Raw genomic sequence first — 24901 nt, 5'->3', positions numbered from 1 at the left:
GGGGGCGACTTGAGCAGCGCGGGGCGCGCGCCCCGGGAGATCCCGCGAGTCGCGGCCAGCAGCAACAGAGGGCGACCTCCACCCGCCCAGGTCTGCCGCACGGCGGCGGACGCATTCGAACCGTAGAAGGGCAGGGTCGGCCCGCGTGCTGCTAGCGTCGCCGCTCATGGCCCTCGTCGAGATGGAGATCACCGCTGATCTGGTCCGGGAGTTGCTGTGTGAGCAGCATCCCGATCTGGCCGATCGTCCTGTGCGGCTCGGTGCGCGCGGGTGGGACAACCAGTTGTGGCGGCTCGGTGACGACCTCGCCGTCCGGTTGCCGTGGGCGACACGGTCCGCCGACGACCTGCTGCGCAAGGAGTACGCCTGGCTGCCGGGTCTCGCCCCGCGCCTTCCCCTGCCGGTCCCGGTCCCGCAACGCCTCGGCGAGCCCTCCGCCCGGTTCCCGCGGCCCTGGATCGTCACCACCTGGGTGGCGGGTGCGCCGGCCGACCGCGCTCCCGTGACGCGTGGCGACGAGGCCGCCGACGTCCTGGCCGCGTTCCTGACGGCCCTTCACCGGCCCGCCCCCGACGGGGTGCCCGCCGGTCGTGACGGCAACGGGGGGCCGCTGGCGCCCCACACCGACCAGTTCCTCGCGGGCCTCGCCTCGGCCACCGAGATGGGGCTGATCCCCGACCCGGACGCCGTCCGCGCCGTCTGGGAGGACGCCGTCGCCGCGCCCCCGTGGACCGGTCCGGCCCGGTGGCTCCACGGCGACCTGCATCCCGCCAACGTCCTCACCGCGGACGGCGCCTTCTGCGGCGTGATCGACTTCGGTGACCTCTGCGCGGGCGATCCGGCCCGCGACCTCGCCGCTCCCTGGTCGCTGCTCCCGGACGGCACCGCCGACCGTTTCCTCGACGCCTACCGGCCGGCCCCGGACGCCGCGACCCTGCGCCGGGCCCGCGGCTGGGCCGCACGGCAGGCCCTCGGCGGGATCCTCATCGGCGAGGCCGGCGTCCGCGGCCGTCCCGGCGGCAAGCCCAGCTGGGGGCCGCCGGCCCGCGCCGCCCTACGGCGACTCGTCGCGACGGCCCGCTGAACGAGCGGGCAACCGGGACGCCGTAGCCGACGGCGGGCGTCCGCGTCCCGCCTCCAGGAGTGATCACCGCCCTCAGACCCAGCTGTCGAGCCACATCCTGGCCTGCCAGCCGGAGTACGGGATGGTCTGCCCGGTGTAGATCGGGAAGAAGTAGACGAAGTTCCAGACGATGAGCAGGACCAGCACGCCCGCCGCCACCGCGCCCGCCTGCCGGCGCCGCTCCGTCGCGCCCGGCGGCCCCAGCATGGCTCCGATCATCATCGTCACGGCCAGGCACAGGTACGGCACGAAGACGACCGCGTAGAAGGAGAAGACCGTACGGTCCTGGTACAGGAACCACGGCAGATAGCCGGCGCCCACCGCGCACAGGACGGCGCCGGCCCGCCAGTCGCGGCGCAGTGCCCAGCGGTAGAGCAGATAGACCAGGGCGAGGCACGCGGCCCACCACAGGACCGGGGTGCCCAGGGCGAGGACCGTACGGGTGCAGGCGGACGCCGTGTGGCAGCCGTCCTCGCCCGGTTGCGGCGAGTCGTAGGAGAACAGCACGGGGCGGCCGAGGACCAGCCAACTCCAGGGGTTCGACTGGTACTTGTGGGGCGTGTGCAGCCCCACGTTGAACTGGTACACCAGGTACTCGTAGTGCCACAGGCTGCGCAGCGGGGCCGGGATCCATGCCCAGGTGCCGCCGCGGCCGTCCGCCCAGTGGCGTCCCCAGCCGTCGTCGGACAGGAACCAGCCGGTCCAGGTCACCAGGTACGTGACGACGGCGACCGGTGCGAGCGAGAGCAGCGAGGGCCCGAGGTCCCTGCGCAGCACCGCCCGGTACGGGTGCCGGGCTCCGGCCACCCGGCGCGCGCCGACGTCCCACAGCAAGGTCAGGACCATGAAGAAGGCCAGGAAGTAGAGGCCGTTCCACTTGGTCGACGCGGCCAGTCCCAGGAAGAGACCCGCCGCGAGCCGCCAGGGCCGCGGGCCCGTCCCCGCGCGGTCGGCGGTGTCGCCGTCCGGTCGCACCCGGCCGTCCGCTCCGGCCGGCAGCGCCGCCGCGAGCCGGGCCCGTGCCCGGTCCCGGTCGACCAGCAGGCAGCCGAAGGCGGCCAGGGCGAAGACCATCACGACGAGGTCCAGCAGTGCGGTACGGCTCATCACGACATGCAGGCCGTCCACCGCCAGCAGGACGCCGGCCAGGCAGCCCAGGAAGGTGGACCGGAACAGGCGGCGCCCGATACGGCAGAGCAGCAGCACGCTCAGCGTGCCCAGCAGCGCCGTCATGAAGCGCCAGCCGAACGGGGTGAGGCCGAACAGCCCCTCGCCGAGGGCGATCACCCACTTGCCCGTCGGCGGGTGCGCGACGAAGGAACCCGCGTCGGAGAGCGGGATCACCTGCGGGTGCGCGAGGATCCCCGGGTCGGCGATCTTGCGGTCCGGCCAGGTGCCCTCGTAGCCGAGGTGCAGCAGCGACCAGGCGTCCTTGGCGTAGTAGGTCTCGTCGAAGACGACCTCCCGCGGCCGGCCGAGCCGCCAGAACCGGATCGCCCCCGCCAGCACGGCGACCAGCACCGGCCCCAGCCACTCCATCGCCCTCGCGACGCGGCCCGCCGACGCGGGCCCGAGCCCGACGAGCGCCCACAGCCGGGGAGACGGCTCCGGAAACGGCGGGACAAGCCGCTCCCGGACATCGGCAGGGGGACACCCGGGAACCGCCCCCATGATCCGGCGAGCCCGGAGGCGTTTCGTTCCGTCCATTCCATCCAGCAACTGAGCCACGCCTGTTGGACGCGTTTTTCCCTGCGGAGGTTGTGGTTCCGGGGGGTATCTCGCGTCACTCGTGCATCAGGCGGGGTGGGGGCCCGACCGCGGCGAGCGCGCAGGGCACGGTCACCGAACCGGCCCCGGCGGCGGGTTCGCCGGTCGTGGTGGTGACCGGGTCCACCAGGTGTGGGGACAGCGGCCGCGCAGTACCGGAAGATGCTCCGCCGCGGTGACACGCCCCTCGTAGGTGGAGGACGGGAACGGTTGGGCCCGTCGACCGTATTCGCTCTTCGCGCACTCCGGACTCGGCATCCCCGTGTCGCCGGGCGCCCGCGGGCCCACCGATGATTCACGAGTGCCACATCCGGTAAAGCTCCGGGATACGCACAGCCCGCGTACCGAACGCGTGCGCTTCGTACGCCGCTTCCTTCGTGGAGCTGTCCGGCCATGGCTGCATACGGGGGAAGGGACGGGACAGTGTCCAAGGGGGATGGGGCGGACGCGGCGGTCTTGGGGCTGGTGCGCATCCTGCCGGCGAGTGGGGCCGTACGGGGTGCCGGCCTTCCGGCGACGCCCGGGGCTGTGCAGACCCGTGCGCAGGTCGTGTCGTCGCATACGGAACGAGGGCGGAGCCTCGCGGGAGCGGTGCCGACGCGCACCCCGCCGGTCAGCCTGCCCGGATGCCGGGACGGCCGGACCGGCGGAACCAGCGTCGTGTCGGGCGGCGGGTTTCCCGGGCCGCCGGCCGGTGCGGCCGGCGGTGATCGCGCCGTACCGCGTACGGCGTGGTCGCCTCCGGGCGGGACGGGTGCGGCGCGGGTGGGTCCGCGCGGTGTTCCGGACGGCAGCGGGGCCGCGGCGCGCGGTGGGCAGCCCCACGGCATCCGGCGGGACCTGGTCGATGCCGTACGCCTGCCCGACGGCGAGTCCGGGGCCGCCCGGGCCGCTTCGAGACTCCTCGGGGAGTTCCGGCCGACCGTCCCGGGGAGCGAACCGTCGTGACAGAGTCTCAGGAGCCCTGGAGGCCACCCAAGATCCTTCTCGACGCACTGGACGCCATCCCGTGTTTTGAGGAACCCGCGCTGCTGCACGAGTGCGCACGCCAGGCGGGCCGGGCCCTGAGGGTCAGGATCGTGCTGCCCGAGACCAGCCGCCGACGGGTGATGCTGCTGTTCCTGCTCCGTGAGGTGATGGCACACCCGGACGGCCTTCAGGTGGAGATCGAGCGTCGACTGGGGCGGATGAGCGCGTCATCCACTGGTTCCGAGCAGCTCAGGCGTGAAGTGGACCTGGTGAACGCGGCCCTGGTGCTGCGCCGGCCGCTCCTGGTCACGGGACGTCCCGGGACCGGCAAGTCGCCCCTCGCCTACCGGATCAGCAGGGAGCTTCGGCTGGGCCGGGTGCTGCGCTGGCACATCACCAGCCGCACCACGCTGCGCGGTGGTCTGTACGAGTACGACGCGATCGGGCGGGTCCAGGACTCGGCGGCGCTGCACACCCTGCACCGGTCGGACGGCGCCGCCGCCGGGGCAGAGCCACAGGCCGCGGACGAGGAACGCCTTCCGGGAATCGGGGACTACCTCCAACTCGGCCCGCTCGGCACGGCGTTGTTACCGCACGAGCTGCCCCGTGTGCTGCTCGTCGACGAGTTGGACAAGAGCGACCAGGATCTGGCGAACGACCTGCTGAGCGTGTTCGAGGAAGGACAGTTCCCGATCACCGAGTTGGCGCGGGCGCGGCGGCTGCACCCCAAGGTGACCGTGATGACCGACGATCCCGGCCGGAGCGCCGAGATCGTCGACGGCATCGTCAAGTGCCGCGCCTTTCCCGTCGTGGTGATCACGTCCAACGGCGAGCGGGAGTTCCCGCCGGCCTTCCTGCGCCGCTGCCTGCGGCTGCGGATGCCGGATCCCGATCGCCCGCAACTCGTCACATGGTCGCCTGGACATCCATCCGGCTCAACGCGCCGCGCAGCGCGGGATCGTCACTGGACTGAAGCTCCGTCAAAGAGGCCCCGGACAGATCGAGCAGGTCGGAACAGAAGTCCTTCGCAGGCTCTCCCATACCGTGGGTCCTCCCCCTGACGACGGTGGCTCGGCAGCGCGAGGCGCGCCCCCATGATGCTGCGGTGCGCTCCCAAGCGTAAGGGCGCCTATTGGATCACCAGCGCTACACGAAGTTTTGCGAGAGAACATGAACGCATTCAGGGCAATCCATGATGCGTTTGGTTCAGATTCGGTCACTGGTCGCCGTGCTGGCGGCGGATTCTCGCGGCCACCTCGTTCTTCTCCGTCTCCCACCAGGGGCGGACCCGTTCGGCGGACGGGGCGGTCGTGATGGGGACGCGGGCGGGGGCGGCGGAGGTCTCGGCGGCCTGTTGCCGGTCCAGGTGGCGGTCGAGCGCCGCCGTCTGCACCCGTTCCGCCCGCGCCCACTGGAACAGGATCGTCAGCAGGAACGGCAACGCGACCAGCTCGGCGATGCTCAGCATCGCGCCGCCGCCGATCTGCTGGTCGTGCCGGACGTCCGGGGACCAGGACGGGTGGTGGTGCAGGTACCAGGCACCGGCGATCAGCGTGCCGTGCGTCATGACGACCACGCCCGGGATCGCGTCGATCACCCCGTCCAGGAAGACCAGGGCCGCCCGGACCGGGTGGGTGCACCAGGCCGGGAGGGTCTCCTCCCGGGTCAGCACCGGTACGACGAACAGGCAGCCCGCCGCCAGCAGGTGCAGGTACATCAGCTCGTGCAGCCAGCCCACCCGCAGCGCGGTGCCGAAGTAGGGGGTGAAGTAGATGGTCAGCTCGGTGGTGAGCACCAGCGCCGTGCTGACCAGGGGGAAGGTCAGGAGGCGGATCAGGCGGCCGGTCATCGTGCGGCGGAGCCGCGCCGCCGCGGGCTCCGGCAGCGCCTCCACCGCGAGACGGAGCGGGTCGCCCAGCGCCAGGCCCAGGGGCGCGACGAGGTCGAGCAGGATGTTCTGGACGGCGGCCGGCCAGAACAGCGCGTGGTCGTAGACGGCTAGGGCCGACATCGTCGCCACCGCCAGCGCACCCAGGCCCAGGACCGTGAAGGCGGCGGTGCGGGCCGGCGACCAGGGCTCGCCCTTCGCACGCACGCGCAGCACGCCCCAGCCGTACAGCCCGCCCAGGGCCACGACCAGCAGCAGCGCCGGCACATCCAGCTGCCACGACGTCAGCAGCCGGCCCACGGTCAGCTCGGCCATCCGGCTCATCCTCCTTCGGTCCGGGACGAAACGGGTCAGGTCAGGTCCACTGCGCGACGCTATACCCGGCCCGCCCGGCGCCCGCACAGGGGTTCCGTGCAGAATCTGCGGGATCACCGGCCGGTGATCGGCACGGTTCGCAGGGGTGGGGATTCATGTTCGGAAAGCGGCTCGTCGTGAGCGGGGCCATAGCGATTCTGATCGGCACGCTCGGTGCGTGTTCCGGTGGCGGCAACGGCGGAGACGACGACGGCATCGCCTGGGAGCAGAGCGACACCGTCTCGGGCGGGGACGACACCACCTCGGGCGGGAGCGACACGACTTCCGGGTACGACAGCACCACCTCCGGGTACGACAGCACCCCTTCCGCCCAGGACAGCACCGTCCACGGGCTGAAGGACTCCGTCCGGCACGTCCCCGTGAAGACCGCCGAAGCCACCCCGCCCCACATGGTCGGCAAGTGCTCCACCACCACCCGCCGGGTCCGGCACACCTCCAGCAGCGGGACCGGCAGCAGACGCACGACCCGTACCTGGTACACCACCGAGCGGCACCGGTCCTGCACCAAGGTCCGCAGCGGCACCGAGACCTACCGGAGGACCGTGCGCACCGAGAAGTGGTGCGTGGAGCTGGACGACGTGAACGGCGACACGGCGCGGGACGACGTCTGGTACCAGGTCAGCAGTTCGGTCTACGTCGACGCCCGGACCGCGGACGAGCACGCCCGGCTGGAGTTCGTCCCGGCCGGCGAGGGCTGCTGAGCCGCACTCCCGCCACCGCGTCACAGTTCTGTGCCGGGCCGTGGTGATCCTTGTCCACTTCCGTCGGACCCCGCTTAGGGTGATCACCGCGGTTACGGATCTTGACCGGATCCGGCTCCGCAGGGACTGGCTTCACGCACTGGGGGGCGCTTCATCATGGGGGAACGATCTGTCATGCCTCGGCGTGTGCCGGCGCGGCCCGTCGCCGCGATTCTGGCCGCCGTCGGGATCGTCGCCGGGGTGCTGGTCGGCGGACCGGGGCTGGAGTCGGTGCCGGGATGCGGGACATCGGGGGACCTCTATCCGTCGCAGACCGCGCGGGACTGGGTGTCGTACGCCGATCACGTCGTCGTCGCCGGCCCGACCCGGGAACAGGAGACCAACCGGCGGAACTACCGCAAGGGGTCGGTCGCGTACGCGACGGACCGGCTGGTGAGCTTCCGGACCGACAGCAGGCTGTGGTCCCGCAGCTCACCCCGGCACGCCCTCGGGTCGGACTTCGACCTGGTCGCCCCGGGCTGGCAGGTCTACCGGTCCAGCGGCACCCGCGTGGCACAACCGGCCACCGACGCGCCCCGGCTCCAGGTCGGCCACACCTATCTGCTCGCCCTGCGCTGGCACGAGGGCGGCTGGGTGGTCCTCGGCGAGGGCGGGGCCGTGCCCTTCGACGACCGCACCGGCGACCAGGGCGAGTGGTGCGGACGTGTGCTGAGCAAGGAGGACGTCGCCGAGGGGGAACGATTCTCCCGGCACGACGACCACAGCCTGGAGAAGGCGGTACTCGGCCAGAACGAGCAGGCCGTCAAACGCATCCTCGACAACGCCGCCCACGGCTGAACCAGCCCCCCGGCTCTCGGCTCAGCTCCCTCCCCCCGGCCCGTGGCCGGACTCCTCCCGCCCGGCCCGTGGCGGCCCACCTCCCCTCTCCCGCACGCGACTTAACTCCCCCGTCACCCGGCCGCAGCCCCGGCGCCCGGCGCCCGGCCGCGCTCGCCCGGCCGGCACGCCCTGCGCACCCGCTCACCGGCACCTTCACACCCACCCACGCCCGACTTCGCCCCCGCACGCCACCCCGTCGGTCCCGTACCACCTCACCCCTCAGTACACAGGCGCCCACATCTCCCCCACCGAAATGGCATGGACAGTTCACCTGTGCTCCACATTCGACGTGCTGGTGCGCAAGGAACCGGCCATTGACTCTCCCCGCGCGGCACCCCATTTCGGGGCCGTGTGGGGAGAATCGTTTTCGTATAGGGGGACACAGTGGTGTCCACGCTTGAGGGTTCCGCCGGGGCGGAATCCGAAAGACCCGTGCCCAGGCGGCTGTCCGCTGCCCGGGCGCTCGGGGACCGGATGTTCCGGTACCAGTTGACGGCCACGGGCGGCATCGTCCTCGCCATCATGGCCGCCGTAGGGCTGTTCCTGCTGCTCCGGGCCGGGCAGGCGCTGCGGGCGAGAGGCGTCTGGGCCTTCCTCAAGGGGTGACGATGACCGTCGTAGACCTTGAGAAGAACGTTCCGCAGGACGCCCCCCGGGAGGTCCTCGCGGACGGCACCGCGGACGGCACCGCGAACGACTCGGTCGCCGCACTCCCCGACGTGCCGCGCCGGATCGGCGGGCTCACCCGCTCCGGGGTGCTGTCGCTGTTCGGCGCCGCCGCCTCCGGGCTGTGCACCGCCGTCCTCCTCTTCGGCGAACTCGCCCCGTTCTCCGAGGGATTGGGTTTCTTCGGCACCGCATACCTTTCATTCCTAGGTATCTACGCGGTGTTGACAGGCCTTGAGGAGGACGGGCAGGCGGTACGGGACCGGGTGATGACCGTCGTCCTGTGGACCGCGGGCGGGCTGATGTTCCTCGCGCTCGCGATGGTCGTCGGCTTCACCGCGTGGCGCGGCCGGGAGGCCCTGCCGCACGGCAACTTCGTCACCCAGGACATGCAGGCGGCGGGCCCGCTCGACCCGCTGACCCACGGCGGCATCGCGCACGCCATGCTCGGCACGCTCATCATGATCACCATCGCGCTGGCGATCACGGTCCCGCTGGGCCTGGCCTGCACGGTGTACCTCAACCAGATCCGCGGCCGCTTCTCACGGTTCGTCCGGACGATCGTCGAGGCGATGACCGCGCTGCCGTCGGTCGTGGCCGGCCTGATGGTGTACGCGGTCTGGATCCTCGGTCTCGGCATGCAGAAGTCGGGTCTGGCGGCGGGCTTCGCGATCAGGTCCGGCGGCACGCCGACCGCCTTCGCCGGCTCGCAGTTCAACACCGACTTCGTACAGATCATGCCGTGCTGGGGCGACGACGACGGCACGGTCCCGTCCAACCCGGGCCCGTCGCGCACCCAGTGCCAGTTCGGCGCCTCCCCCACCACGGACCGAAGCGGCTGGCCGGGCAACGGGCAGGACGACACCCGGCAGATCTTCTACAGCGCCGACCCCACCAACTACGGCCAGGACGACCGGTACGGCGCCACCAACCCAACGCTCCCGGTGAGGTCCCCTTCAAGTCGGTGGACGGCACCACGATCACCAGGAACACCCAGAACAACCCCCTCTTCAACTACAACACCACCAACGAGGTCGACTTCGCCCGCACCAGCGCCGACGGCAAGGGCCAGGAGTACTTCGAGGTCCAGACCGCCAACGAAGCCCCGCACCTCGGCTGCGGCGTACCCGTCACCACCGACGGCGTCACCAAGCCCCGCTCCTGCTGGCTGGTGATCGTCCCGCAGGGCCGCCTCGACCTGGACGGCAAGCCGTACGCGGACCAGAGCCACGTCAACGCGGGCTCCCCGGTCTCCTCGACCAACTGGAAGAACCGCGTCGCCGTCAAGCTGGACTTCAACAGCGTGGGCACCAACTGCGCCCTCGGCGAAGACGAACGCCCCACCACGGGCAGTGAGCCGGCGGCCGACGCGATGACCAGCTGGCAGGCCAGGCTGTGCACGGAAGGCAAGGTCTACAGCCACACCGAGTACGGCGAGCCCAACACCCGCGCGCGGCTCATCTCGGACGGCTCCACCGGTCTCGCCTTCACCACCCGCAAACTCGGTGCCGACCCGGGCACCTCCGCACCATCGGGTACGACGACCTACGCACCGGTCGCGCTCAGCGGTGCCGTCATCGGGTTCACGATCGAACGCAGACCCAAGTCCACGGCGCCCGACAGCATCCAGAAACTCGCGGGCACCAAGGTCGAGTCGATCAAGCTCAACCCCCGCCTGCTCGCCAAGCTGCTCACCGAGTCGTACCGCAACTCCACCTGGGGTTCGGTGCTCGACAGCGGGGTGGCCAAGGGGTACGGCTGGGCGAAGAACAACCCGGCGGGTCTCGCCTCCGACCCCGAGTTCATCGCCCTGAACCCGGAGTTCGCCAATCTCTCGGTCGCCGAGACGCCGGCCACCGACACCGACCTGATGACCTCGCTGGGCCACACCGACACCGCCCGCGCGCTCTGGCAGTGGATCGTCGCCGACAAGGCCGCCCGGCAGTTCCTCGCCGGTGTCCCCGACGACGAGGGGATGCGGGTCAACCCGTACTACAGCACCAACGCGGACCTGAACCCGTCCGGCGCCACCTTCGACCCGTCGAACACCGACGAGTACCCGAAGAACGACCCCTGGTGCACGATCCCGCCCAACTCGGGCGCACCCGACGACAAAGAGCAGTGCATGACCGACTTCCACCCCTACGTGGACGACATGCACGCCGGCGCCCTGCACACCCGGCGCGCGGACACGCTCTGGAAGTCCAGCTGGGACCAGCACTCCGCGCAGCACGCCGACTTCGACCAGCTGCGCGAGCAACTCGCCCTCGGCACCGACCCCGTGGCCCAGACCGGCCGGGACGGCAAGCTGCTGGCACCGGGCACCCCGCTCGCGATCGTCAGGATCCCGAAGCTGGGCCTGAGCCAGGTCGTCCTGGAGGGCACCGACTCCGCCGTGCTGACCGACGGCCCCGGGCACCGCCGGGACACCCCGATGCCCGGCCAGGCCGGCACCAGCGTGCTGATGGGCCGGGCGGCGGCGTACGGCGGCCCGTTCGGCAGGCTCTCCGAGCTGACCACGGGCGACACGTTCACCGTGATCACCGGCCAGGGCAAGGCGAAGTACCTGGTCATCGACGTACGACGGGCCGGGGACCCGGCACCGACCGCGCTCGCCGCCGGCAAGAGCCGGCTGGTGCTGATCACGGCGACGGGACCGAAGTTCGTGCCCTCGGGCGTCCTGCGCGTCGACGCCGACCTGGTCTCCGAGCCGTTCCAGACCCCCTCGGCCGTGATCCGCGCCGGCACCCTGCCGGACTCCGAGGAACCCCTCGCCCGCCCCTCCGGGGTGCCGTGGCCGCTGGTGATGTGGCTGCAGGCGCTGCTGCTCACCGCCGTGGCCGCCGTCTGGGCCTGGCACCGCTGGGGCCGCCACCAGACATGGATCGTCTTCGCCCCGGTCGTCGCGGTGCTCGGCCTCCAGGTCGCGACGCGGACCACCGAACTGCTGCCGAATCTGCTGTGACCCAGGTGAATGAGATGACCGAGACCGCGACGACCGACACCGCCGCGCCCGACGCCGCGACGACCGACACCGCCGTGCTGCCCGCCGTCCCGGTGGTGGACGGCCCCGCCCCCGCCACCCTCGAAGCCCGTGCCGTCTCCGCCTGGTTCGGCTCCCACCAGGTGCTCAGCCAGGTGTCGCTGACCATGCCCGCGGGCGAGGTCACCGCGCTCATCGGGCCGTCCGGATGCGGCAAGTCGACGTTCCTGCGCACCCTCAACCGGATGCACGAGATGATCCCCTCGGCGCAGTTCGGCGGCGAGGTGCTCTTCGAGGGCGAGGACATCTACAACCCGTCGTGGCGCCTGACCGACGCCCGCCGCAGGATCGGCATGGTCTTCCAGAAGCCGAACCCGTTCCCGGCGATGTCGATCTACGACAACGTCGTGGCCGGCCTCAAGCTGACCGGCACGAAGGTGGACCGCCGGGAGCGGGACGAGCTGGTCGAGGAGTCCCTGACCCGCGCGGGCCTGTGGAAGGAGGTCCGCGACCGGCTCCGGCAGCCCGGCGGCGCCCTCTCCGGCGGCCAGCAGCAGCGCCTGTGCATCGGGCGGGCGCTGGCGGTCCGCCCCCGGGTGCTGCTGATGGACGAGCCGTGCTCGGCGCTGGACCCCACCTCCACCCGCCGCGTGGAGGAGACGATCCAGGACCGGCCGGCCAGGTCACCATCGTGATCGTCACCCACAACATGCAGCAGGCGGCGCGTGTCTCCCAGCAGTGCGCGTTCTTCCTGGCGGGGCAGGGCACCCCGGGCGGCATCGTCGAGCACGGCGACACGGAGGCCGTCTTCAACTCCCCGCAGGACCAGCGCACCGCGGACTACGTGGCGGGCCGGTTCGGCTGAGCCCGGCCGGCGGCCAGAGGGCCGGTCGCCCGCCGGGTCTCCGCAGGGGACGGAACCCGGCGGCGACCCGTACCGGTACGGCGACGACCGATTCGTCCCGCGCCGTCATCCCCGCGTACGCCGCGCCGTCACCCGTGCGGACCACGACGGCGGGAGGCTGTGAGCGAGAACCCCGACGGCCCTGAGGACACCGGCCCGGGGCGTGCCGCCCCCCGTGTCCTCGCCGATGTGAATACGCACGTCCTGAGGCCTTGCGGACCCTACGTATTGTAGGTTCCCCATCGGCCACGGCGGCTCGTCTGCTCATCGGGGGTACTCATGCAGGGCACGGACACACAGGAGGCGCGGCGCGGCCTCGCCCCCACGGTGGCGGTGCTGGTGGCGAGCCTGCTGGTCGCGGCGGTGGGCGTGTACGAGCTGTCCGGCTTCGGCCTGCACAGCCTCGACCGGCGCCCGCACCTGTTCAGCGACGGGCTGGCGACGGGCGGCGTGATCGTCGCGGCGGTGGCGGCGGGGGCGGCGATCGGGAACCTGGCGTGGGTGCTGGTGGCCAGGTGGCGGGCCGAACGGGAGTGTCCGTAAGAGGACCCTCCCCCTATTCACACCGTATTCCGCACCTCGGGCGGTCGCGCCCCCGGCCCGCGCCGTTACCCTACAGACTGTAGGGTCAGCTCCCTCCGCCATCGTCCCCGTCCCCAAGGTGACCGGTCACCATGCCCGCACAGCCGACGACCCTGATCCCCCCACGCGCGTCCGCCGACCGCCATGCCCCCGCCGCCACACCCGGCGGCGCACTGCGCAGGCGGGCCGCCGACTTCACCGTCTGGTACCTGCGCGTGATCGCCGTACTGAACATAGTGGCGGTGATGTCGCTCCCGTTCCGCCAGGAGGTCGACGAGCACAACAACGGCCGCCTCACCCTCCACCTCCATCGGCAGCACGCCCACCACTCCGGCCAGTTCTTCACGCCGTACCTCGCCACGGCGGGCCTGGTCTCGGCCGCCCTGGCGATCTTCTTCGTGCTGGTGATGCGGCGCCGCAAGCGAGCGGCGTGGGTGGTCAACGTACTCCTGTCCACGCCCCTCTTCGCCCTCTACGTCCTCGCCCTCACCCAGCACGAGTACCGCGCCCACGCCTTCAACTGGGTCTCGGCCGCCCTGACCGGCCTCTTCGTGGCCGCGCTGCTGATCAGCCGCCGGGAGTTCAGCGCGGTCGGCGACCCGTCGAACCCGAAGACGGCGCTGGCGGTGGGCGTCGGCGGCGTCCTGGTGACCGGCGTCCTGGGCACCCTCCTCGTCCACGCCACGAACAAGCTCCCCGACGCCACCCTCCCCGACGAGATCGCCTACACCCTCCTGAGGGGCGTCAGCGTCGGCCCGCTCGCCGACCGCGTCACCGCGGTGCACGCCCCGCGCTGGACCGACATCGTCATCAACGTCCTCCTCGCCGCCGCCTTCTGTCTGGTCCTCTACGCCGGTTTCCGCTCCCCGCGCGGCCGTCGCCTGCTCAGCCCCGAGGACGAGTCGCGGCTGCGCGGCCTGCTGGACCGGCACGGCGCCCGCGACTCCCTCGGCTACTTCGCGCTGCGCCGCGACAAGATGGCGATCTTCTCCCCCACCGGCAAGTCGGCGGTCACCTACCGCGTCGTCGGTGGCGTCAGCCTCGCCTCGGGCGACCCGATCGGCGACCCGGAGGCCTGGCCCGGCGCGATCGACGCGTGGCTGACGGAAGCGCGACGGCACGCGTGGACGCCGGCCGTCATGGGCGCGAGTGAGGAAGCGGGCACGATCTACGCCCGGCACGGCCTGGACGCCCTGGAACTCGGCGACGAGGCGATCGTGGACATCGCCGACTTCACCCTGGAGGGCCGCGCGATGCGCGTGGTCCGCCAGGCCCACAACCGGGTCCGCCGCGCCGGCTACACGGTCCGCATCCGCCGCCACGAGGACATCCCCGCGAACGAGATGGCCTCGCTCATCGACCGGGCCGACCACTGGCGCGACGGCGCCACCGAACGCGGCTTCTCCATGGCCCTCGGCCGCCTCGGGGACCCGGCGGACGGCCGCTGCGTGATGCTGGAGTGCCGGGACGCGAACGACACCCCCCGCGCCCTCCTCAGTTTCGTCCCCTGGGGCGAGCAGGGCCTCTCGCTGGACCTGATGCGCCGCGACCGCGACTCCGAGAACGGCCTGATGGAGTTCATGGTCGTCGAACTCCTCCTGCGCGCCGCCGAGTTGAAGGTCGACCGCGTCTCCCTCAACTTCGCGATGTTCCGCTCGGTCTTCGAACGCGGCTCCCGCCTCGGCGCCGGCCCGGTCCTCCGCCTCTGGCACGCGACCCTGACGTTCTTCTCCCGCTGGTGGCAGATCGAGTCCCTGTACCGCGCGAACGCGAAGTACCGCCCGGTGTGGGAGCCCCGCTACATCCTCTTCACCAAGAGCAGCGACCTCCCCCGCATCGGCCTGGCGAGCGCTCGCGCGGAGGGGTTCCTCACGATTCCCTGGGGGTCGTGACACGCCCAGTGACCCTTGCGGGTCATCTGGTACCGGCGTGTCACGTCAGTCCCCCAGGAACCACAGGTAGAGAGGGGAGCCGCGCTCCACCCGCTGGCAGAGTCCTTCGATCTCCGCCGCCGCATCCTGTCCGAGGAGCTCCTGCACGGACCGGTCGGGAAACCTGTCGGCGTTCACATGTTGCAGCGTTCTCGTCCAGTCCAGTTGGGACGATCCGCGCGCCACGATGTCGCCGGTCTCCCCTCGTACCTGCATGGTGATCATCGGCTACCTCATCGCTCCGCTTCCTCGTCGCCGGCCTGGCCCAGTTACGGATCATGGCCGGATATGACCCGCCTGGGTACCGACGGGCCCCCGCCAGGTGGGTCAGACGCGAGGTGTGCCGCCCACGAACCCCCCGCCCACCGTGAACCCGATCACCGCGCCGCCGCCCTCCCTGCGGAAGGCGAAGGGGGCTCCGCCGTGGGCCATCGCGACCTCGCGGACGATGGAGAGGCCGAGGCCGGAGCCGGGGAGGGAGCGGGCGTCGGCGGCGCGGTAGAAGCGGTCGAAGATCCGGATCAGGTCGCCCTCGGCGATCCCGGGGCCGCGGTCGAGGACCTCGACGCGGACCGTGCCCGGCCGGGCGGGGCCGGTGACGCTGATCTCGATGGGGGCCTTGCCGTCCCGGTCGAACTTGGCCGCGTTCTCGACCAGGTTGGAGACGGCCCGCTGGAGCATGCCCGGGCGGCCGTCGGTGGTCGTGTCGCCGCTCGCGCGGAGCAGGATCTCGCGGCCGGTACGACGGCGGGCCAGCCCGGCGACGTCCTCCGCGATGTCGGCCAGGTCCACCCGCTGCGGCGGCTCCGCGTCGGACTGCCCGGCCGCGAGGTCGACCAGCTCGTTGACCAGGTCGGTCAGTTCGCGCGCCTCCTGGCCGAGGTCCGCGACGAGTTCGTCCCGGGTGGCCGGCGGGAGTTCATCGATACGGCGGAGCAGGGAGATGTTCGTACGGAGCGAGGTCAGGGGCGTGCGGAGTTCGTGGCCGGCGTCCTGGACCAGCCGCCGCTGGTCCTCCTCCGACTGGGCCAGCCGCCCCAGCATCCGGTCGAACGCCCGGCCCAGCCGGCCCACCTCGTCCAGTCCCGTCACCGGGACCTGGATGCCGAGCTGCCGGGTGCGGGCCACGTCCTCCGCGGCCGAGGTGAGGATCACCAGCCGGCGGGTGATCCGGCGGGCCAGCCACCAGCCGAACAGCCCCGCGGCCACGACCACCGCCGCCATCAGCGCCAGCGTCCGCTGCTGGAGCGCCCGCAGCAGGTCCTCCGTGTCGCTGAACTCCTGCGCCACCTGCACCGCGCCCCGGCCGTCGCCGAGCGCCACCGTGGCGATCCGGAACAGGTCGTCGCCGACCCTGACGTCCTTGCGCTGGGCCGTCGTCCCGGCCTTCTCGGCCATGGCGGCCGCCCGGTCCGCGTCGGTGACGGGCAGCACCGGGCTGCCGTGGTCGACGGTCTCGCCGTGCTCGCCCAGCACCTGGACGTCGGTGCGGGGCGGCCGGACCAGATCATGTCCCGGCTTGGAGGAGAAGAAGTCCTCCGGGACCATCCGGTGCTGCTTGACCTCGTCCTGCACGTCGGAGACGACCTGGGTGAACACCGACTGCTCGTCCACCCGGACCAGCCGGGCGGCGGCATTGTACGACAGGATGCCGACGACGATCGTGACGGCCGCGGTGACGGCCGCGAAGGAGACGACGAACGTGGTGCGCAGGGAGACGAGCCTGGGCCGACGCCTCACCAGCACCCGCCGGAGCCGCCTCAGGCGGCCCACTCAGTCCTCCCGCAGCACGTAACCCACGCCCCGGACGGTGTGGATCAGCTGCGGGGCGCCGGGCTCGTCGAGCTTGCGGCGCAGGTAGCCGACGTAGACGGCGAGGTTCTTGGAGCCGGGGCCGAAGTCGTAGCCCCAGATACGGTCGTAGATCGTGGAGTGGTCCAGGACGATCCCGGAATTGCGGGCGAGCAGTTCCAGGAGCTCGAACTCGGTCCGGGTCAGCTCCAGCTCGCGCCGGCCGCGCCAGGCCCGGCGGGCCTGGAGGTCCATCCGCAGGCCGGCCGCCTCGATCTGCCGGTCGGAGATCTGCGGTTCCCGGCCGGGGTCGGCGACGACGCCGCCGGAGCCGCCGCCCGAGCCGCCGCCGGTGGTCACCGGGGAGGTGCGCCGCAGCAGGGCCCGCAGCCTCGCGAAGACCTCCTCGACGTCGAAGGGCTTGACCACGTAGTCGTCGGCGCCCGCGTCCAGTCCCGCGATCCGGTCGGCGGTCTCGACCAGCGCGGTCAGCATCAGGATGGGGGTGCGGTCGCCCTCGGCGCGCAGGACGCGGCAGACCTGGAGGCCGTCGATGCCGGGCATCATCACGTCGAGGACGAGGACGTCCGGGCGCTCGCGGTGGGCGTGCGCCAGGGCTTCCACACCGTCCGCGACCGCCGTCACCTCATAACCCTCCAGGGTGAGGGCCCGCTCCAGGGCATGGCGGATGGCGCGGTCGTCTTCGGCGAGCAGCACAGTCTGGGGCACGCACCCAGTCTGCCAAGGCCTCCGGCGGTTCGGCCGGGGTGAGCGGGCCTACGATCACCCTTTTTACCTGCCTCTCACCGTCACAGAGGCAACCTGGCGCGTCGGATTTCGGGTGCGGGAGGGTGGGGGCTGGTCGCGCCCACGCGGCGGAGCCGCAAATCGAGACAGCCCCGCCGCCCCTGAGGGGGCGCTTCCCCAGCCGACCTCAGCTCGCCCCCAGCCTCGCCAGCTGTTCCTCGAACGGCACCACCGCCGGCGGAGCCTCCCGCTTCGTACCGGTCAGCCCCGTCATCAGCGCCGCCAGTTCTCCCGCCGCCCGTTCGATCCGGGCCTCCAGGCCCTCCGCTCCCCAGTCCTCCGACGCCGCGTAGACGCCCGTCGGTGCGACCACCGCCCGCAGGTACGCGAACATCGGCCGCAGCGCGTGCTCCAGCACCAGCGAGTGCCTGGCCGTACCCCCGGTCGCCGCGATCAGCACCGGCTTGCCGACCAGCGCTTCCCTGTCCATGACGTCGAAGAACGACTTGAACAGGCCGCTGTACGAGGCCGTGAACACCGGCGTGACCGCGATCACGCCGTCCGCCTCCGTCACCGCCTCCAGCGCGGCCGCAAGCCTGCGCCCCGGGAACCCGTTCGTGAAGTTGTGCGCGATCTCGACCGCGAGGTCGCGCAGTTCCACCACCTCGACCTCGACACCGGCGGCCTGCCGGCCCACCGCGGCCGCCAGCCGGTCGGCCAGCAGCCGGGTAGACGACGGCACGCTCAGCCCTGCCGAGACGACGACGAGCTTCATGCCCCGACCTCCTTCTTCTCCGACTCCGAAGTCTCCGAAGCGGCCGCGGCGAGCAGCGAGGCGTGCGTGGGCGCCTCCGGGACGTTGGCCGGACGGCCGTTCGCGAACTCCTTGCGCAGCACCGGTACGACCTCCTCGCCCAGCATGTCGATCTGCTCCAGGACCGTCTTCAGCGGCAGCCCCGCGTGGTCGACCAGGAACAGCTGACGCTGGTAGTCACCGGCGTACTCCCGGAAGGCCAGCGTCTTCTCGATGACCTGCTCGGGCGTGCCGACGGTCAGCGGGGTCTGGTCGGTGAAGTCCTCCAGGGAGGGCCCGTGCCCGTAGACCGGCGCGTTGTCGAAGTACGGCCGGAACTCGCGCACCGCGTCCTGCGAGTTGTGACGCATGAACACCTGGCCGCCCAGGCCGACGATCGCCTGCTCGGGCGTGCCGTGCCCGTAGTGGGCGTACCGGGCCCGGTACAGCTCGACCATCCGCTTGGTGTGGTCGGCGGGCCAGAAGATGTTGTTGTGGAAGAAGCCGTCACCGTAGTACGCGGCCTGTTCGGCTATCTCCGGCGAGCGGATCGAGCCGTGCCAGACGAACGGGGCGATCCCGTCCAGCGGCCTCGGGGTGGAGGTGAAGCCCTGCAGCGGGGTGCGGAACTTGCCCTCCCAGTTCACGACGTCCTCGCGCCACAGCCGGTGCAGCAGGGCGTAGTTCTCGATGGCGAGGTTGATGCCCTGCCGGATGTCCTGGCCGAACCAGGGGTAGACCGGGCCGGTGTTGCCGCGCCCCATCATCAGGTCCACCCGGCCGTCGGCCAGGTGCTGGAGCATCGCGAAGTCCTCGGCGATCTTCACCGGGTCGTTGGTGGTGATCAGGGTGGTGGAGGTGGAGAGGATCAGCTTCTCCGTGCGCGCGGCGACGTAACCGAGCATGGTGGTCGGCGACGACGGCACGAACGGCGGGTTGTGGTGCTCACCGGTCGCGAAGACGTCCAGCCCGACCTCCTCGGCCTTCAGCGCGATCGCGACCATCGCCTTGATCCGCTCCCGCTCGCTCGGCGTCCGACCCGTCGTGGGGTCCGGCGTGACATCGCCGACCGTGAAGATCCCGAACTGCATGCTCGCTCACCCTCCAGGTTGTTTACAGTTCAACTATACCTGGAGAACGAGACCCCACCCGCCGGTATTCCCCACGCCGTGCCGCGCCCCCTCCATACGCCGCGGCTACGCCTTCCAGCCCGGGTCCCGCCCGGTCACCCCCAGCAGCCGCTCGAACTCCGGCGCCCCCTCCGCCACCGCCACCGGCTCCCCGAACATCCCCATCGCCCGCGCCGTCGGCGCCAGCCCCGCGACCTGCCCCGCCAGCTCCGTCACCACCGCCGGGTCGGCCGACGGCTCCCGAAGCGCCCCTTCAGGGGCGCGGGGCCGTATTCGACTTGCGGCCACCGCCGCGTGGGCGCGACCGGCCCGCATCCACAGCGGCACACCCGCACCAGCCACCCCATTTCCGTTGTCCCACCACCCCCGTCCAGGTCTCCCCTACGTAAGCCCACGCCCGTGGGAACGGACAGGAGCCCCGTGCCATGCGCCACCACCGCCGCCGCCACCGACCCCGCCGGTACTCCGGCCTCGCCGCCACCACCGCCGTAGTCCTCACCTGCCTCGCCCTGGTGACCGGCGTGGTGCTGGCCCGTATGCAGACGGGCCCGGCCCCGGACCAGCGGACCACCACCGCCGACCCGGCGGCGACGCCCCGTACGACAGCCGCCGCCACCCCTCTCGCGACCCCCTCCCCGAAGCCCTCACCGACCCCCTCGGCCTCGGCCTCGTCGGTTCCGCACGCCGGGACATCGCCCTCGGCCAAGGCCTCCTCGCCCTCCCGCACGGCAAAGCAGCCGACGGCCGCCGCCAAGACCCCCGGCAAGCGCACCATCACCCTCGTCAACCGCCTCGACCAGACCATCTGGCCGGCCATCGCCGCCGACCCCAAGCACCCGGTCGAGGCGACCGGCTGGGTCCTGCGCCCCGGCGCCAGCCTGAGCTTCCGCATCCCCGACCACTGGGACGTCCGCCTCTGGGCCCGCACCGGCTGCTCCTTCGACGCCGCCGGCCACGGCCACTGCCTGACCGGGGACTGCGGCCGCTTCCAGTGCGGCTCGACGTGGGGCGAATTCCCCTCCACGCTCGCCGAGTTCAACCTGAACGCCTGGAACGGCATGGACTTCTACGACGTCAGCCTGGTCGAAGGCAACAACCTGCCGATGTGGATCAACAGTTACGGCGGCACGTCGAAGGACAAGATCGACGCGAACGGGTGCTCCGCGGCCGGCTGCACCCGGGACGCCAACGCCTCCTGCCCCGCCAAGCTCCAGCGCGTCCGCGACGGCCATGTCGTCGCGTGCCTCAGCGCCTGCCTGGTGTTCAAGACCGACCAGACCTGCTGCACCGGCGCCTACGCGGCCCGCCCGCAGTGCGTCCCGTCCTCGTGGCCCGTCGACTCCGCGGCCGTGTTCAAGGCGGCCGAGCCCAACGCCTACTCCTACGTCAACGACGACGCCACCAGCGTGCTCACCTGCTCCGGAGAGTGCGGCTACCGCGTCACCTGGGGCGTGAGCCCATGACCCCGAGGGGGCCGGGCGCCCACCGCCGCACGGCGGTCGCACCGGCCCCCTCCGCTCAGCGCGCCGCCTGGAAGGCCCGGCCCGCCGCCGTGGCCGCCGTACCGTTCGTGAACAGCCCGCTGCTCGGCTTCGACGGGTCGGCGCCGAGCCCGAACCACGCGTAGCGCTGGAGGTACGGCAGCGCGTCCAGCGCCTTCGCGGACGCGGTGACGAAGTCCGCCTGCTGCTGCGCGGACGGGAAACGCGTCCCCTGCGAGAAGTCGATCAGCGCGTACTCGGTGAGCCAGATCGGCTTGTGGTACCGCTCGTACACCGAGGCCAGATACGAGGTCAGCTGCTGCACGGCCTGCGGGGTGCGGAAGTCGCCGCCGTACCAGTGCAGCGCGATGAAGTCGACCCGGTACCCCTTCGCCTTCGCCCCGGACATGAACCGGTCCAGCCAGCCACCGGCCGTGTCCGCGCCGTACGCCACCGCCGGGCTGCCCAGCACCTTGCCGGCCCCCATCAGCCTGGGCCACAGCTCCAGCGCCTGCTCGACCGTCATGTTCGACTGCTGCGCCATGTCGGGCTCGTTGAACCCCAGCAGGTACGGCCCCTGCGCTCGGGCCTGCGCGAGCGACGCGTCGGTCACGGAGGCGGCGCCCCAGGCCATGGGCACGAAGGAGGCCGAGCCCGGGGTCGTCACGCCCTGATGCTGGGTGTTCCAGGTGTAGTACCAGCTCGCCCCGCTCGCCGCCAGCGCCTGGCTCACGCCGTCGAACGACCACACGCCGACACCCTTCCGGGCGCTGGAGGCGACCTGCACGGGAGCCACCGTGCGCGGGGAATGGGTGGGCTTCACGGACCGGCTCGGGGACGCACTCGGCTTGGCGGACCGGGAAGGCGACGGGGGCGGCGAGTGCGTGGGGCTCGGGGAGGCGACCGCCACCGGCGCCGACGGACGCGGAGCCGTCTGGGCCACCGGGGCCGACGGGCCCGCCGTCAGCCGGGCCGCGACCAGCGCCGCCACCGCGACGACCGCGACCGCCGCCGAGCCACCGACCACGACCTGCCTGCTCACCGCCCGCCGGGCCCGCCGGGCGCGGCGGCCCGCATGCCCGTGCCGCCCGCGAGGGGCACCGGACGTACCGGATGTACTGGACGTACCGGGAGTACCGGAAGTCGCTGTGATGTGGGCGAGCACCCGCGCCGGATCGAGACCGGCCGGCACGGCCACCAGCGGCAGACCGCTCAGCAGCCGGTCCATCGGCAGCAGCCCCCGCTCCAGGCCCGCGCACTCCCCACAGTCACGTATGTGACGGGCGAACCGCTTGCGCCACAGGGAACCCGGCGTGCCGTCCCACGGCGCGGCGATCTCGTCCAGCCGGGCACAGCGCGGATCGGCGCCCAGCCCGCGCACCACACACCGCGCGACCTCCATCTGCTTCTTCATCCGCTGCACCCGCACGGCGGCATGCCGGTCGGACAGCCCCAGCGCACCGGCGAGTTCGGCGCGCTCCAGCTCACCGGTCTCCTCCAGCCACCACAGGGACAGCAGCTCCTGATCGTCCGGATCGAGCCAGCGCGTCGCCTCGGCGATCTCCCGGCGCTGCTCGGTCAGGCCCAGCCGCAGGATCGTCAGCCCGGCGAAATCCAGGTCCGGGTCGGCCAGCACCTCCGCGTCCTCCAGCCGCGCCCTGCGGTCCCGGTCGGTGGCCCGCAGGCTTTCCCGGTTGCGCACCTGCCTGATCGTGATCGCGGCCAGCCAGGACCGGAACGCCGACGGATCCCGCAGCTTCGGCAGCCCCCGCACCATGCGCAACAGCGTCTCCTGTACGACGTCGTCGACATCGGCATGACCGTTCAGGGCCCGGCCGACGATGTTGTAGACCAGCGGCAGGCAGTCGCCCACCAGCTGCTCCAGGGCCCGCCCGTCACCCGCGCGGGCGGCCGTCACCAGGCCGGGATCGGGCCCCCTCCGATGGTTCTCGATCATGTGGGTCTGTTCCTCCGCGCAGGGGTCCGGCTCGTGGACCGGCCTCGGAACCGGCTGTTGGACCGGCTTGTGATGTGGAGACCCCCCGAGGCACACGAGGACAACAGAAAAACCGGCGGGCCGACGTCGAAACCTGTTCGAGTCCGCAATTTATGTTGTACGGCCGCCGCGCACGAGGTCACCGAGAGGCAGGCACACATCCGGCACCGCCCGAGGAAGGCCCGAGGATGGCACGAGGACGCAGCAGACACGGCGCGAGACCCCCGCGACACCGCTGGTGGTACGCCTCGGCGGTGGCCACCGCCCTCGCGACGGCGGCCACCGTACTGATCACCTACGGCGCGTGGACACCGTCACCCGGAACCGACACCGCGGGCACACCGGCCCGCCGGACGGCCGCAGCCGCCCCGTCCACACCGCCGGCCACCTCGCCCGCGCCTTCCGCCGGCCACAGTGGGTCCCCCTCCTCCTCCGCATCCCCCTCCGCGTCCCCGCCCCGCTCGGCCAAGCCGTCGGCCACGACCGCCCGGAAGCCGGCCGCCGCGCCCGAACAGCAGGCCCCGGCGTCGGCCCCGGCCGGCAAGCGTCTGATCACGGTCGTCAACCGAACCGCGCAGCCGGTCTGGGCGATCGTCACCAACACCGCCGTCTACCCCGCGGGCCGCAGACTCGCCCCCGGCCAGAGCCTCTCGCTGACCGTGGCCAACAACTGGGGCGGCCGCATCTGGGGCCGTACCGGATGCACCGGCACCGCCGCGGGCCCCTGCGCCTCCGGGGACTGCACCAGCGTCTGCACCGGCCCCAACCCGCCCACCACCCTCGGCGAGTTCACCTTCGACGCGTACGCGGGCATGGACTTCTACGACGTCAGCATGGTCGACGGCGCCAACCTGCCCATGTACATCAACATCTCCCACACCACGACCACCGACCCGGTCAGCTCCACGGGCTGCTACCACGGCACCTGCACCACCGGGATCGACTGCCCCAAGGCGATGCAGGCCCTCTCCGGCGGCCAGGAGATCGGCTGCAAACCGCCGTGCGCGGCGTTCGGCGGCGACACGTACTGCTGCCGCGGCGCCTGGGCCGGCCGCGACAACTGCGTTCCCGCCAAATGGCCCGTCGACTACACCCAGGTATTCAAACGGGCCGCGCCGTACGCCTACTCCTACGCCTTCGACGACGCGGCGACCATGCCCTGCAAGGGCGCCTGCTACTACCGGGTGACCTTCGGCACGACCTAGCGTCCCGGTCAGAATTCCGGTCAGAATTCCGGTCAGAAGGCGTACGGGTCCCCGGTCGCCAGCACCAGCACCCGCTGCCTGTCGTTCGTACGGTCGTGGTCCACCGCGCCCCCGCCCCACACCACGTCGACCTCCAGCGTCACCTCCGCCGGCTGCCCCCGCAGCCGTACCGGAACCACCAGCTGCTCGCCGGGCAGGTCGACGGCGAGCGGCCCCGTACCGCACACCACCTCCCGGTCGCCGGAGCGGGCACAGGCGGCCGGCAGCTGCTGCGTGTCCGCCAGCGCCGCCGACCAGCTCAACCGCACGGTGGCGTCGGACAGGGGGTCCGGCCCGAGGTTGCGCGGAGTCACCCGCACCTCCACCAGGTCCCCGCCCATCACCACCGACCCGTGCACCTCGAGGTCGGCGTCCCCGGCCCACGCGGTACCGCCCGCTCCGGCCACCAGCGCGCCCACCGTCACCGCCCCGACCACCGTAAGCCCGCAACGACGCATCGCCATGCCACCCGTCCCGTCCATCCGTCCGTCCCGTCCGTCTCCGGCGTTCATACGGATGTATGCCACCCCTACCCCGCCGCAGGCGCCCTCCAACAGGTGACAGCCGGACGGCATGGCAGGCTGCGGCCATGCTGATCCTCCGCTCCGCCGCCCTCTTCGTCGTCGCCGCGTTCTTCGAGATCGGCGGCGCCTGGCTGGTCTGGCAGGGCGTACGGGAGCACCGGGGCTGGCTCTGGATCGCCGGCGGGATCCTGTCCCTCGGCGCCTACGGCTTCGTCGCCACGTTCCAGCCGGACGCCCACTTCGGCCGCATCCTGGCGGCGTACGGCGGAATCTTCGTCGCGGGCTCGATCCTGTGGGGCGTCGTCGCCGACGGCTACCGCCCGGACCGCTGGGACCTCACGGGCGCGGCGGTCTGCCTGGCCGGCATGGCAGTGATCATGTGGGCGCCGAGGAACGGCGGCTAGCCCTCGCCTAGGCTGGAAGGAGC

The 24901-nt window shown here is 72.0% G+C and carries 23 protein-coding genes and 1 pseudogene; 14 read left to right on the top strand and 10 right to left on the bottom strand.

What is annotated here, in order from left to right; translation table 11 throughout:
• The first annotated feature begins 166 nt into the window (after positions 1-166).
• Positions 167-1084 (top strand): aminoglycoside phosphotransferase family protein, encoded by a 918-nt coding sequence (locus tag ACGFZQ_RS46705; RefSeq protein ID WP_393845625.1) that lies wholly within the window; start codon positions 167-169, stop codon positions 1082-1084.
• A gap of 72 nt (positions 1085-1156) precedes the next feature.
• Here ACGFZQ_RS46705 and ACGFZQ_RS46700 read toward each other — a convergent pair whose 3' ends face one another.
• The gene (locus ACGFZQ_RS46700) at positions 1157-2794 is read right to left on the bottom strand and encodes a dolichyl-phosphate-mannose--protein mannosyltransferase (RefSeq protein ID WP_393845685.1); all 1638 of its coding nucleotides are present in this window, start codon (positions 2792-2794) and stop codon (positions 1157-1159) included.
• A 687-nt stretch (positions 2795-3481) separates the two neighbouring features.
• On the opposite strand from ACGFZQ_RS46700, the gene ACGFZQ_RS46695 reads away from it, so the two are divergent.
• Together ACGFZQ_RS46695 and ACGFZQ_RS46690 are read left to right on the top strand one after the other, a co-directional pair.
• On the top strand, positions 3482-3838 hold the full coding sequence (locus ACGFZQ_RS46695) for a hypothetical protein (protein WP_393845624.1): 357 nt from the start codon (positions 3482-3484) through the stop codon (positions 3836-3838).
• Positions 3835-4920, top strand: coding sequence for an AAA family ATPase (locus ACGFZQ_RS46690; RefSeq protein ID WP_393845623.1), 1086 nt, complete (start codon positions 3835-3837; stop codon positions 4918-4920). Before ACGFZQ_RS46695 ends, ACGFZQ_RS46690 begins: the two co-directional genes overlap by 4 nt.
• A gap of 155 nt (positions 4921-5075) precedes the next feature.
• Here ACGFZQ_RS46690 and ACGFZQ_RS46685 read toward each other — a convergent pair whose 3' ends face one another.
• A complete protein-coding gene (locus ACGFZQ_RS46685; protein WP_393845622.1) occupies positions 5076-6071 on the bottom strand; it encodes a cytochrome c oxidase assembly protein in 996 nt (331 codons plus the stop codon).
• 146 nt (positions 6072-6217) lie between these two features.
• Between ACGFZQ_RS46685 and ACGFZQ_RS46680 the strand changes: the two genes are divergently transcribed.
• The 8 genes and pseudogenes from ACGFZQ_RS46680 (at position 6218) to ACGFZQ_RS46645 (ending at position 14729) form a co-directional block, all read left to right on the top strand.
• Positions 6218-6823, top strand: a complete 606-nt coding sequence (locus tag ACGFZQ_RS46680) for a hypothetical protein (RefSeq protein ID WP_393845621.1) — start codon at positions 6218-6220, stop codon at positions 6821-6823.
• Positions 6824-6997: 174 nt separating this feature from the next.
• Positions 6998-7660, top strand: a complete 663-nt coding sequence (locus ACGFZQ_RS46675; RefSeq protein WP_393845620.1) for a hypothetical protein — start codon at positions 6998-7000, stop codon at positions 7658-7660.
• Between the two features lie 474 nt (positions 7661-8134).
• A complete protein-coding gene (locus ACGFZQ_RS46670; protein WP_393845619.1) occupies positions 8135-8308 on the top strand; it encodes a hypothetical protein in 174 nt (57 codons plus the stop codon).
• A 2-nt stretch (positions 8309-8310) separates the two neighbouring features.
• Positions 8311-9543 (top strand): hypothetical protein, encoded by a 1233-nt coding sequence (locus ACGFZQ_RS46665; RefSeq protein WP_393845618.1) that lies wholly within the window; start codon positions 8311-8313, stop codon positions 9541-9543.
• A gap of 197 nt (positions 9544-9740) precedes the next feature.
• Entirely contained in the window at positions 9741-11333 is a 1593-nt protein-coding gene (locus ACGFZQ_RS46660; RefSeq protein ID WP_393845684.1) for a sortase domain-bontaining protein, read from the top strand.
• A 14-nt stretch (positions 11334-11347) separates the two neighbouring features.
• Positions 11348-12216: pseudogene (pstB, locus tag ACGFZQ_RS46655) on the top strand (phosphate ABC transporter ATP-binding protein PstB).
• Positions 12217-12534: 318 nt separating this feature from the next.
• Positions 12535-12798 (top strand): hypothetical protein, encoded by a 264-nt coding sequence (locus tag ACGFZQ_RS46650; RefSeq protein ID WP_351694364.1) that lies wholly within the window; start codon positions 12535-12537, stop codon positions 12796-12798.
• A gap of 131 nt (positions 12799-12929) precedes the next feature.
• Positions 12930-14729 (top strand): phosphatidylglycerol lysyltransferase domain-containing protein, encoded by a 1800-nt coding sequence (locus ACGFZQ_RS46645; RefSeq protein ID WP_393845617.1) that lies wholly within the window; start codon positions 12930-12932, stop codon positions 14727-14729.
• Positions 14730-14774: 45 nt separating this feature from the next.
• On the opposite strand, the gene ACGFZQ_RS46640 is transcribed toward ACGFZQ_RS46645, so the two are convergent.
• The 6 genes from ACGFZQ_RS46640 to ACGFZQ_RS46615 all read right to left on the bottom strand — a co-directional run bounded on the left by ACGFZQ_RS46640 (position 14775) and on the right by ACGFZQ_RS46615 (position 19571).
• A complete protein-coding gene (locus tag ACGFZQ_RS46640; protein ID WP_393845616.1) occupies positions 14775-14993 on the bottom strand; it encodes a hypothetical protein in 219 nt (72 codons plus the stop codon).
• A 102-nt stretch (positions 14994-15095) separates the two neighbouring features.
• Complete coding sequence (locus ACGFZQ_RS46635; protein ID WP_393845683.1) at positions 15096-16532, bottom strand: ATP-binding protein; 1437 nt, start codon at positions 16530-16532, stop codon at positions 15096-15098.
• Positions 16533-16541: 9 nt separating this feature from the next.
• Positions 16542-17288, bottom strand: coding sequence for a response regulator transcription factor (locus ACGFZQ_RS46630; RefSeq protein WP_351741211.1), 747 nt, complete (start codon positions 17286-17288; stop codon positions 16542-16544).
• Positions 17289-17493: 205 nt separating this feature from the next.
• Positions 17494-18081 (bottom strand): FMN reductase, encoded by a 588-nt coding sequence (locus ACGFZQ_RS46625; RefSeq protein WP_393845615.1) that lies wholly within the window; start codon positions 18079-18081, stop codon positions 17494-17496.
• Positions 18078-19190 carry an LLM class flavin-dependent oxidoreductase gene (locus tag ACGFZQ_RS46620; RefSeq protein WP_393845614.1) on the bottom strand — a complete coding sequence of 371 codons (1113 nt, stop codon included), beginning with the start codon at positions 19188-19190 and terminating at the stop codon, positions 18078-18080. Before ACGFZQ_RS46620 ends, ACGFZQ_RS46625 begins: the two co-directional genes overlap by 4 nt.
• A gap of 105 nt (positions 19191-19295) precedes the next feature.
• Positions 19296-19571, bottom strand: a complete 276-nt coding sequence (locus tag ACGFZQ_RS46615; protein WP_393845613.1) for a hypothetical protein — start codon at positions 19569-19571, stop codon at positions 19296-19298.
• A gap of 83 nt (positions 19572-19654) precedes the next feature.
• Between ACGFZQ_RS46615 and ACGFZQ_RS46610 the strand changes: the two genes are divergently transcribed.
• Positions 19655-20692 carry a thaumatin family protein gene (locus tag ACGFZQ_RS46610; RefSeq protein WP_393845612.1) on the top strand — a complete coding sequence of 346 codons (1038 nt, stop codon included), beginning with the start codon at positions 19655-19657 and terminating at the stop codon, positions 20690-20692.
• 55 nt (positions 20693-20747) lie between these two features.
• On the opposite strand, the gene ACGFZQ_RS46605 is transcribed toward ACGFZQ_RS46610, so the two are convergent.
• Positions 20748-22667, bottom strand: coding sequence for a sigma-70 family RNA polymerase sigma factor (locus tag ACGFZQ_RS46605; protein ID WP_393845611.1), 1920 nt, complete (start codon positions 22665-22667; stop codon positions 20748-20750).
• A 293-nt stretch (positions 22668-22960) separates the two neighbouring features.
• On the opposite strand from ACGFZQ_RS46605, the gene ACGFZQ_RS46600 reads away from it, so the two are divergent.
• Positions 22961-23911, top strand: a complete 951-nt coding sequence (locus ACGFZQ_RS46600; RefSeq protein WP_393845610.1) for a thaumatin family protein — start codon at positions 22961-22963, stop codon at positions 23909-23911.
• A 32-nt stretch (positions 23912-23943) separates the two neighbouring features.
• Here the strand turns inward: ACGFZQ_RS46600 and ACGFZQ_RS46595 are convergent, their stop codons facing one another.
• Positions 23944-24414: a hypothetical protein gene (locus tag ACGFZQ_RS46595; RefSeq protein WP_393845609.1), complete on the bottom strand. Its 471-nt coding sequence runs from the start codon at positions 24412-24414 to the stop codon at positions 23944-23946.
• Between the two features lie 125 nt (positions 24415-24539).
• Here ACGFZQ_RS46595 and ACGFZQ_RS46590 point away from each other — a divergent pair, with 125 nt between their 5' ends.
• Positions 24540-24878 (top strand): YnfA family protein, encoded by a 339-nt coding sequence (locus tag ACGFZQ_RS46590; protein WP_360489005.1) that lies wholly within the window; start codon positions 24540-24542, stop codon positions 24876-24878.
• The last annotated feature ends 23 nt before the right edge of the window (positions 24879-24901 follow it).

The organism is Streptomyces sp. NPDC048254, assembly GCF_043201895.1.
Classification (GTDB): Bacteria; Actinomycetota; Actinomycetes; order Streptomycetales; family Streptomycetaceae; genus Streptomyces.
This window is presented reverse-complemented; position numbering and strand designations above follow the sequence as displayed.

Excerpts from the sequence above, each read along its gene's own strand:
- ACGFZQ_RS46680 (WP_393845621.1), top strand. The coding sequence starts at position 6,218 with ATGTTCGGAAAGCGGCTCGTCGTGAGCGGGGCCATAGCGATTCTGATC.
- ACGFZQ_RS46665 (WP_393845618.1), top strand. The coding sequence starts at position 8,311 with ATGACCGTCGTAGACCTTGAGAAGAACGTTCCGCAGGACGCCCCCCGG.
- ACGFZQ_RS46640 (WP_393845616.1), bottom strand. The coding sequence starts at position 14,993 with ATGATCACCATGCAGGTACGAGGGGAGACCGGCGACATCGTGGCGCGC.
- ACGFZQ_RS46610 (WP_393845612.1), top strand. The coding sequence starts at position 19,655 with ATGCGCCACCACCGCCGCCGCCACCGACCCCGCCGGTACTCCGGCCTC.
- ACGFZQ_RS46660 (WP_393845684.1), top strand. The coding sequence starts at position 9,741 with ATGACCAGCTGGCAGGCCAGGCTGTGCACGGAAGGCAAGGTCTACAGC.
- ACGFZQ_RS46705 (WP_393845625.1), top strand. The coding sequence starts at position 167 with ATGGCCCTCGTCGAGATGGAGATCACCGCTGATCTGGTCCGGGAGTTG.
- ACGFZQ_RS46620 (WP_393845614.1), bottom strand. The coding sequence starts at position 19,190 with ATGCAGTTCGGGATCTTCACGGTCGGCGATGTCACGCCGGACCCCACG.
- ACGFZQ_RS46595 (WP_393845609.1), bottom strand. The coding sequence starts at position 24,414 with ATGGCGATGCGTCGTTGCGGGCTTACGGTGGTCGGGGCGGTGACGGTG.
- ACGFZQ_RS46625 (WP_393845615.1), bottom strand. The coding sequence starts at position 18,081 with ATGAAGCTCGTCGTCGTCTCGGCAGGGCTGAGCGTGCCGTCGTCTACC.
- ACGFZQ_RS46590 (WP_360489005.1), top strand. The coding sequence starts at position 24,540 with ATGCTGATCCTCCGCTCCGCCGCCCTCTTCGTCGTCGCCGCGTTCTTC.
- ACGFZQ_RS46645 (WP_393845617.1), top strand. The coding sequence starts at position 12,930 with ATGCCCGCACAGCCGACGACCCTGATCCCCCCACGCGCGTCCGCCGAC.
- ACGFZQ_RS46685 (WP_393845622.1), bottom strand. The coding sequence starts at position 6,071 with ATGAGCCGGATGGCCGAGCTGACCGTGGGCCGGCTGCTGACGTCGTGG.
- ACGFZQ_RS46700 (WP_393845685.1), bottom strand. The coding sequence starts at position 2,794 with ATGGGGGCGGTTCCCGGGTGTCCCCCTGCCGATGTCCGGGAGCGGCTT.
- ACGFZQ_RS46605 (WP_393845611.1), bottom strand. The coding sequence starts at position 22,667 with ATGATCGAGAACCATCGGAGGGGGCCCGATCCCGGCCTGGTGACGGCC.
- ACGFZQ_RS46675 (WP_393845620.1), top strand. The coding sequence starts at position 6,998 with ATGCCTCGGCGTGTGCCGGCGCGGCCCGTCGCCGCGATTCTGGCCGCC.
- ACGFZQ_RS46650 (WP_351694364.1), top strand. The coding sequence starts at position 12,535 with ATGCAGGGCACGGACACACAGGAGGCGCGGCGCGGCCTCGCCCCCACG.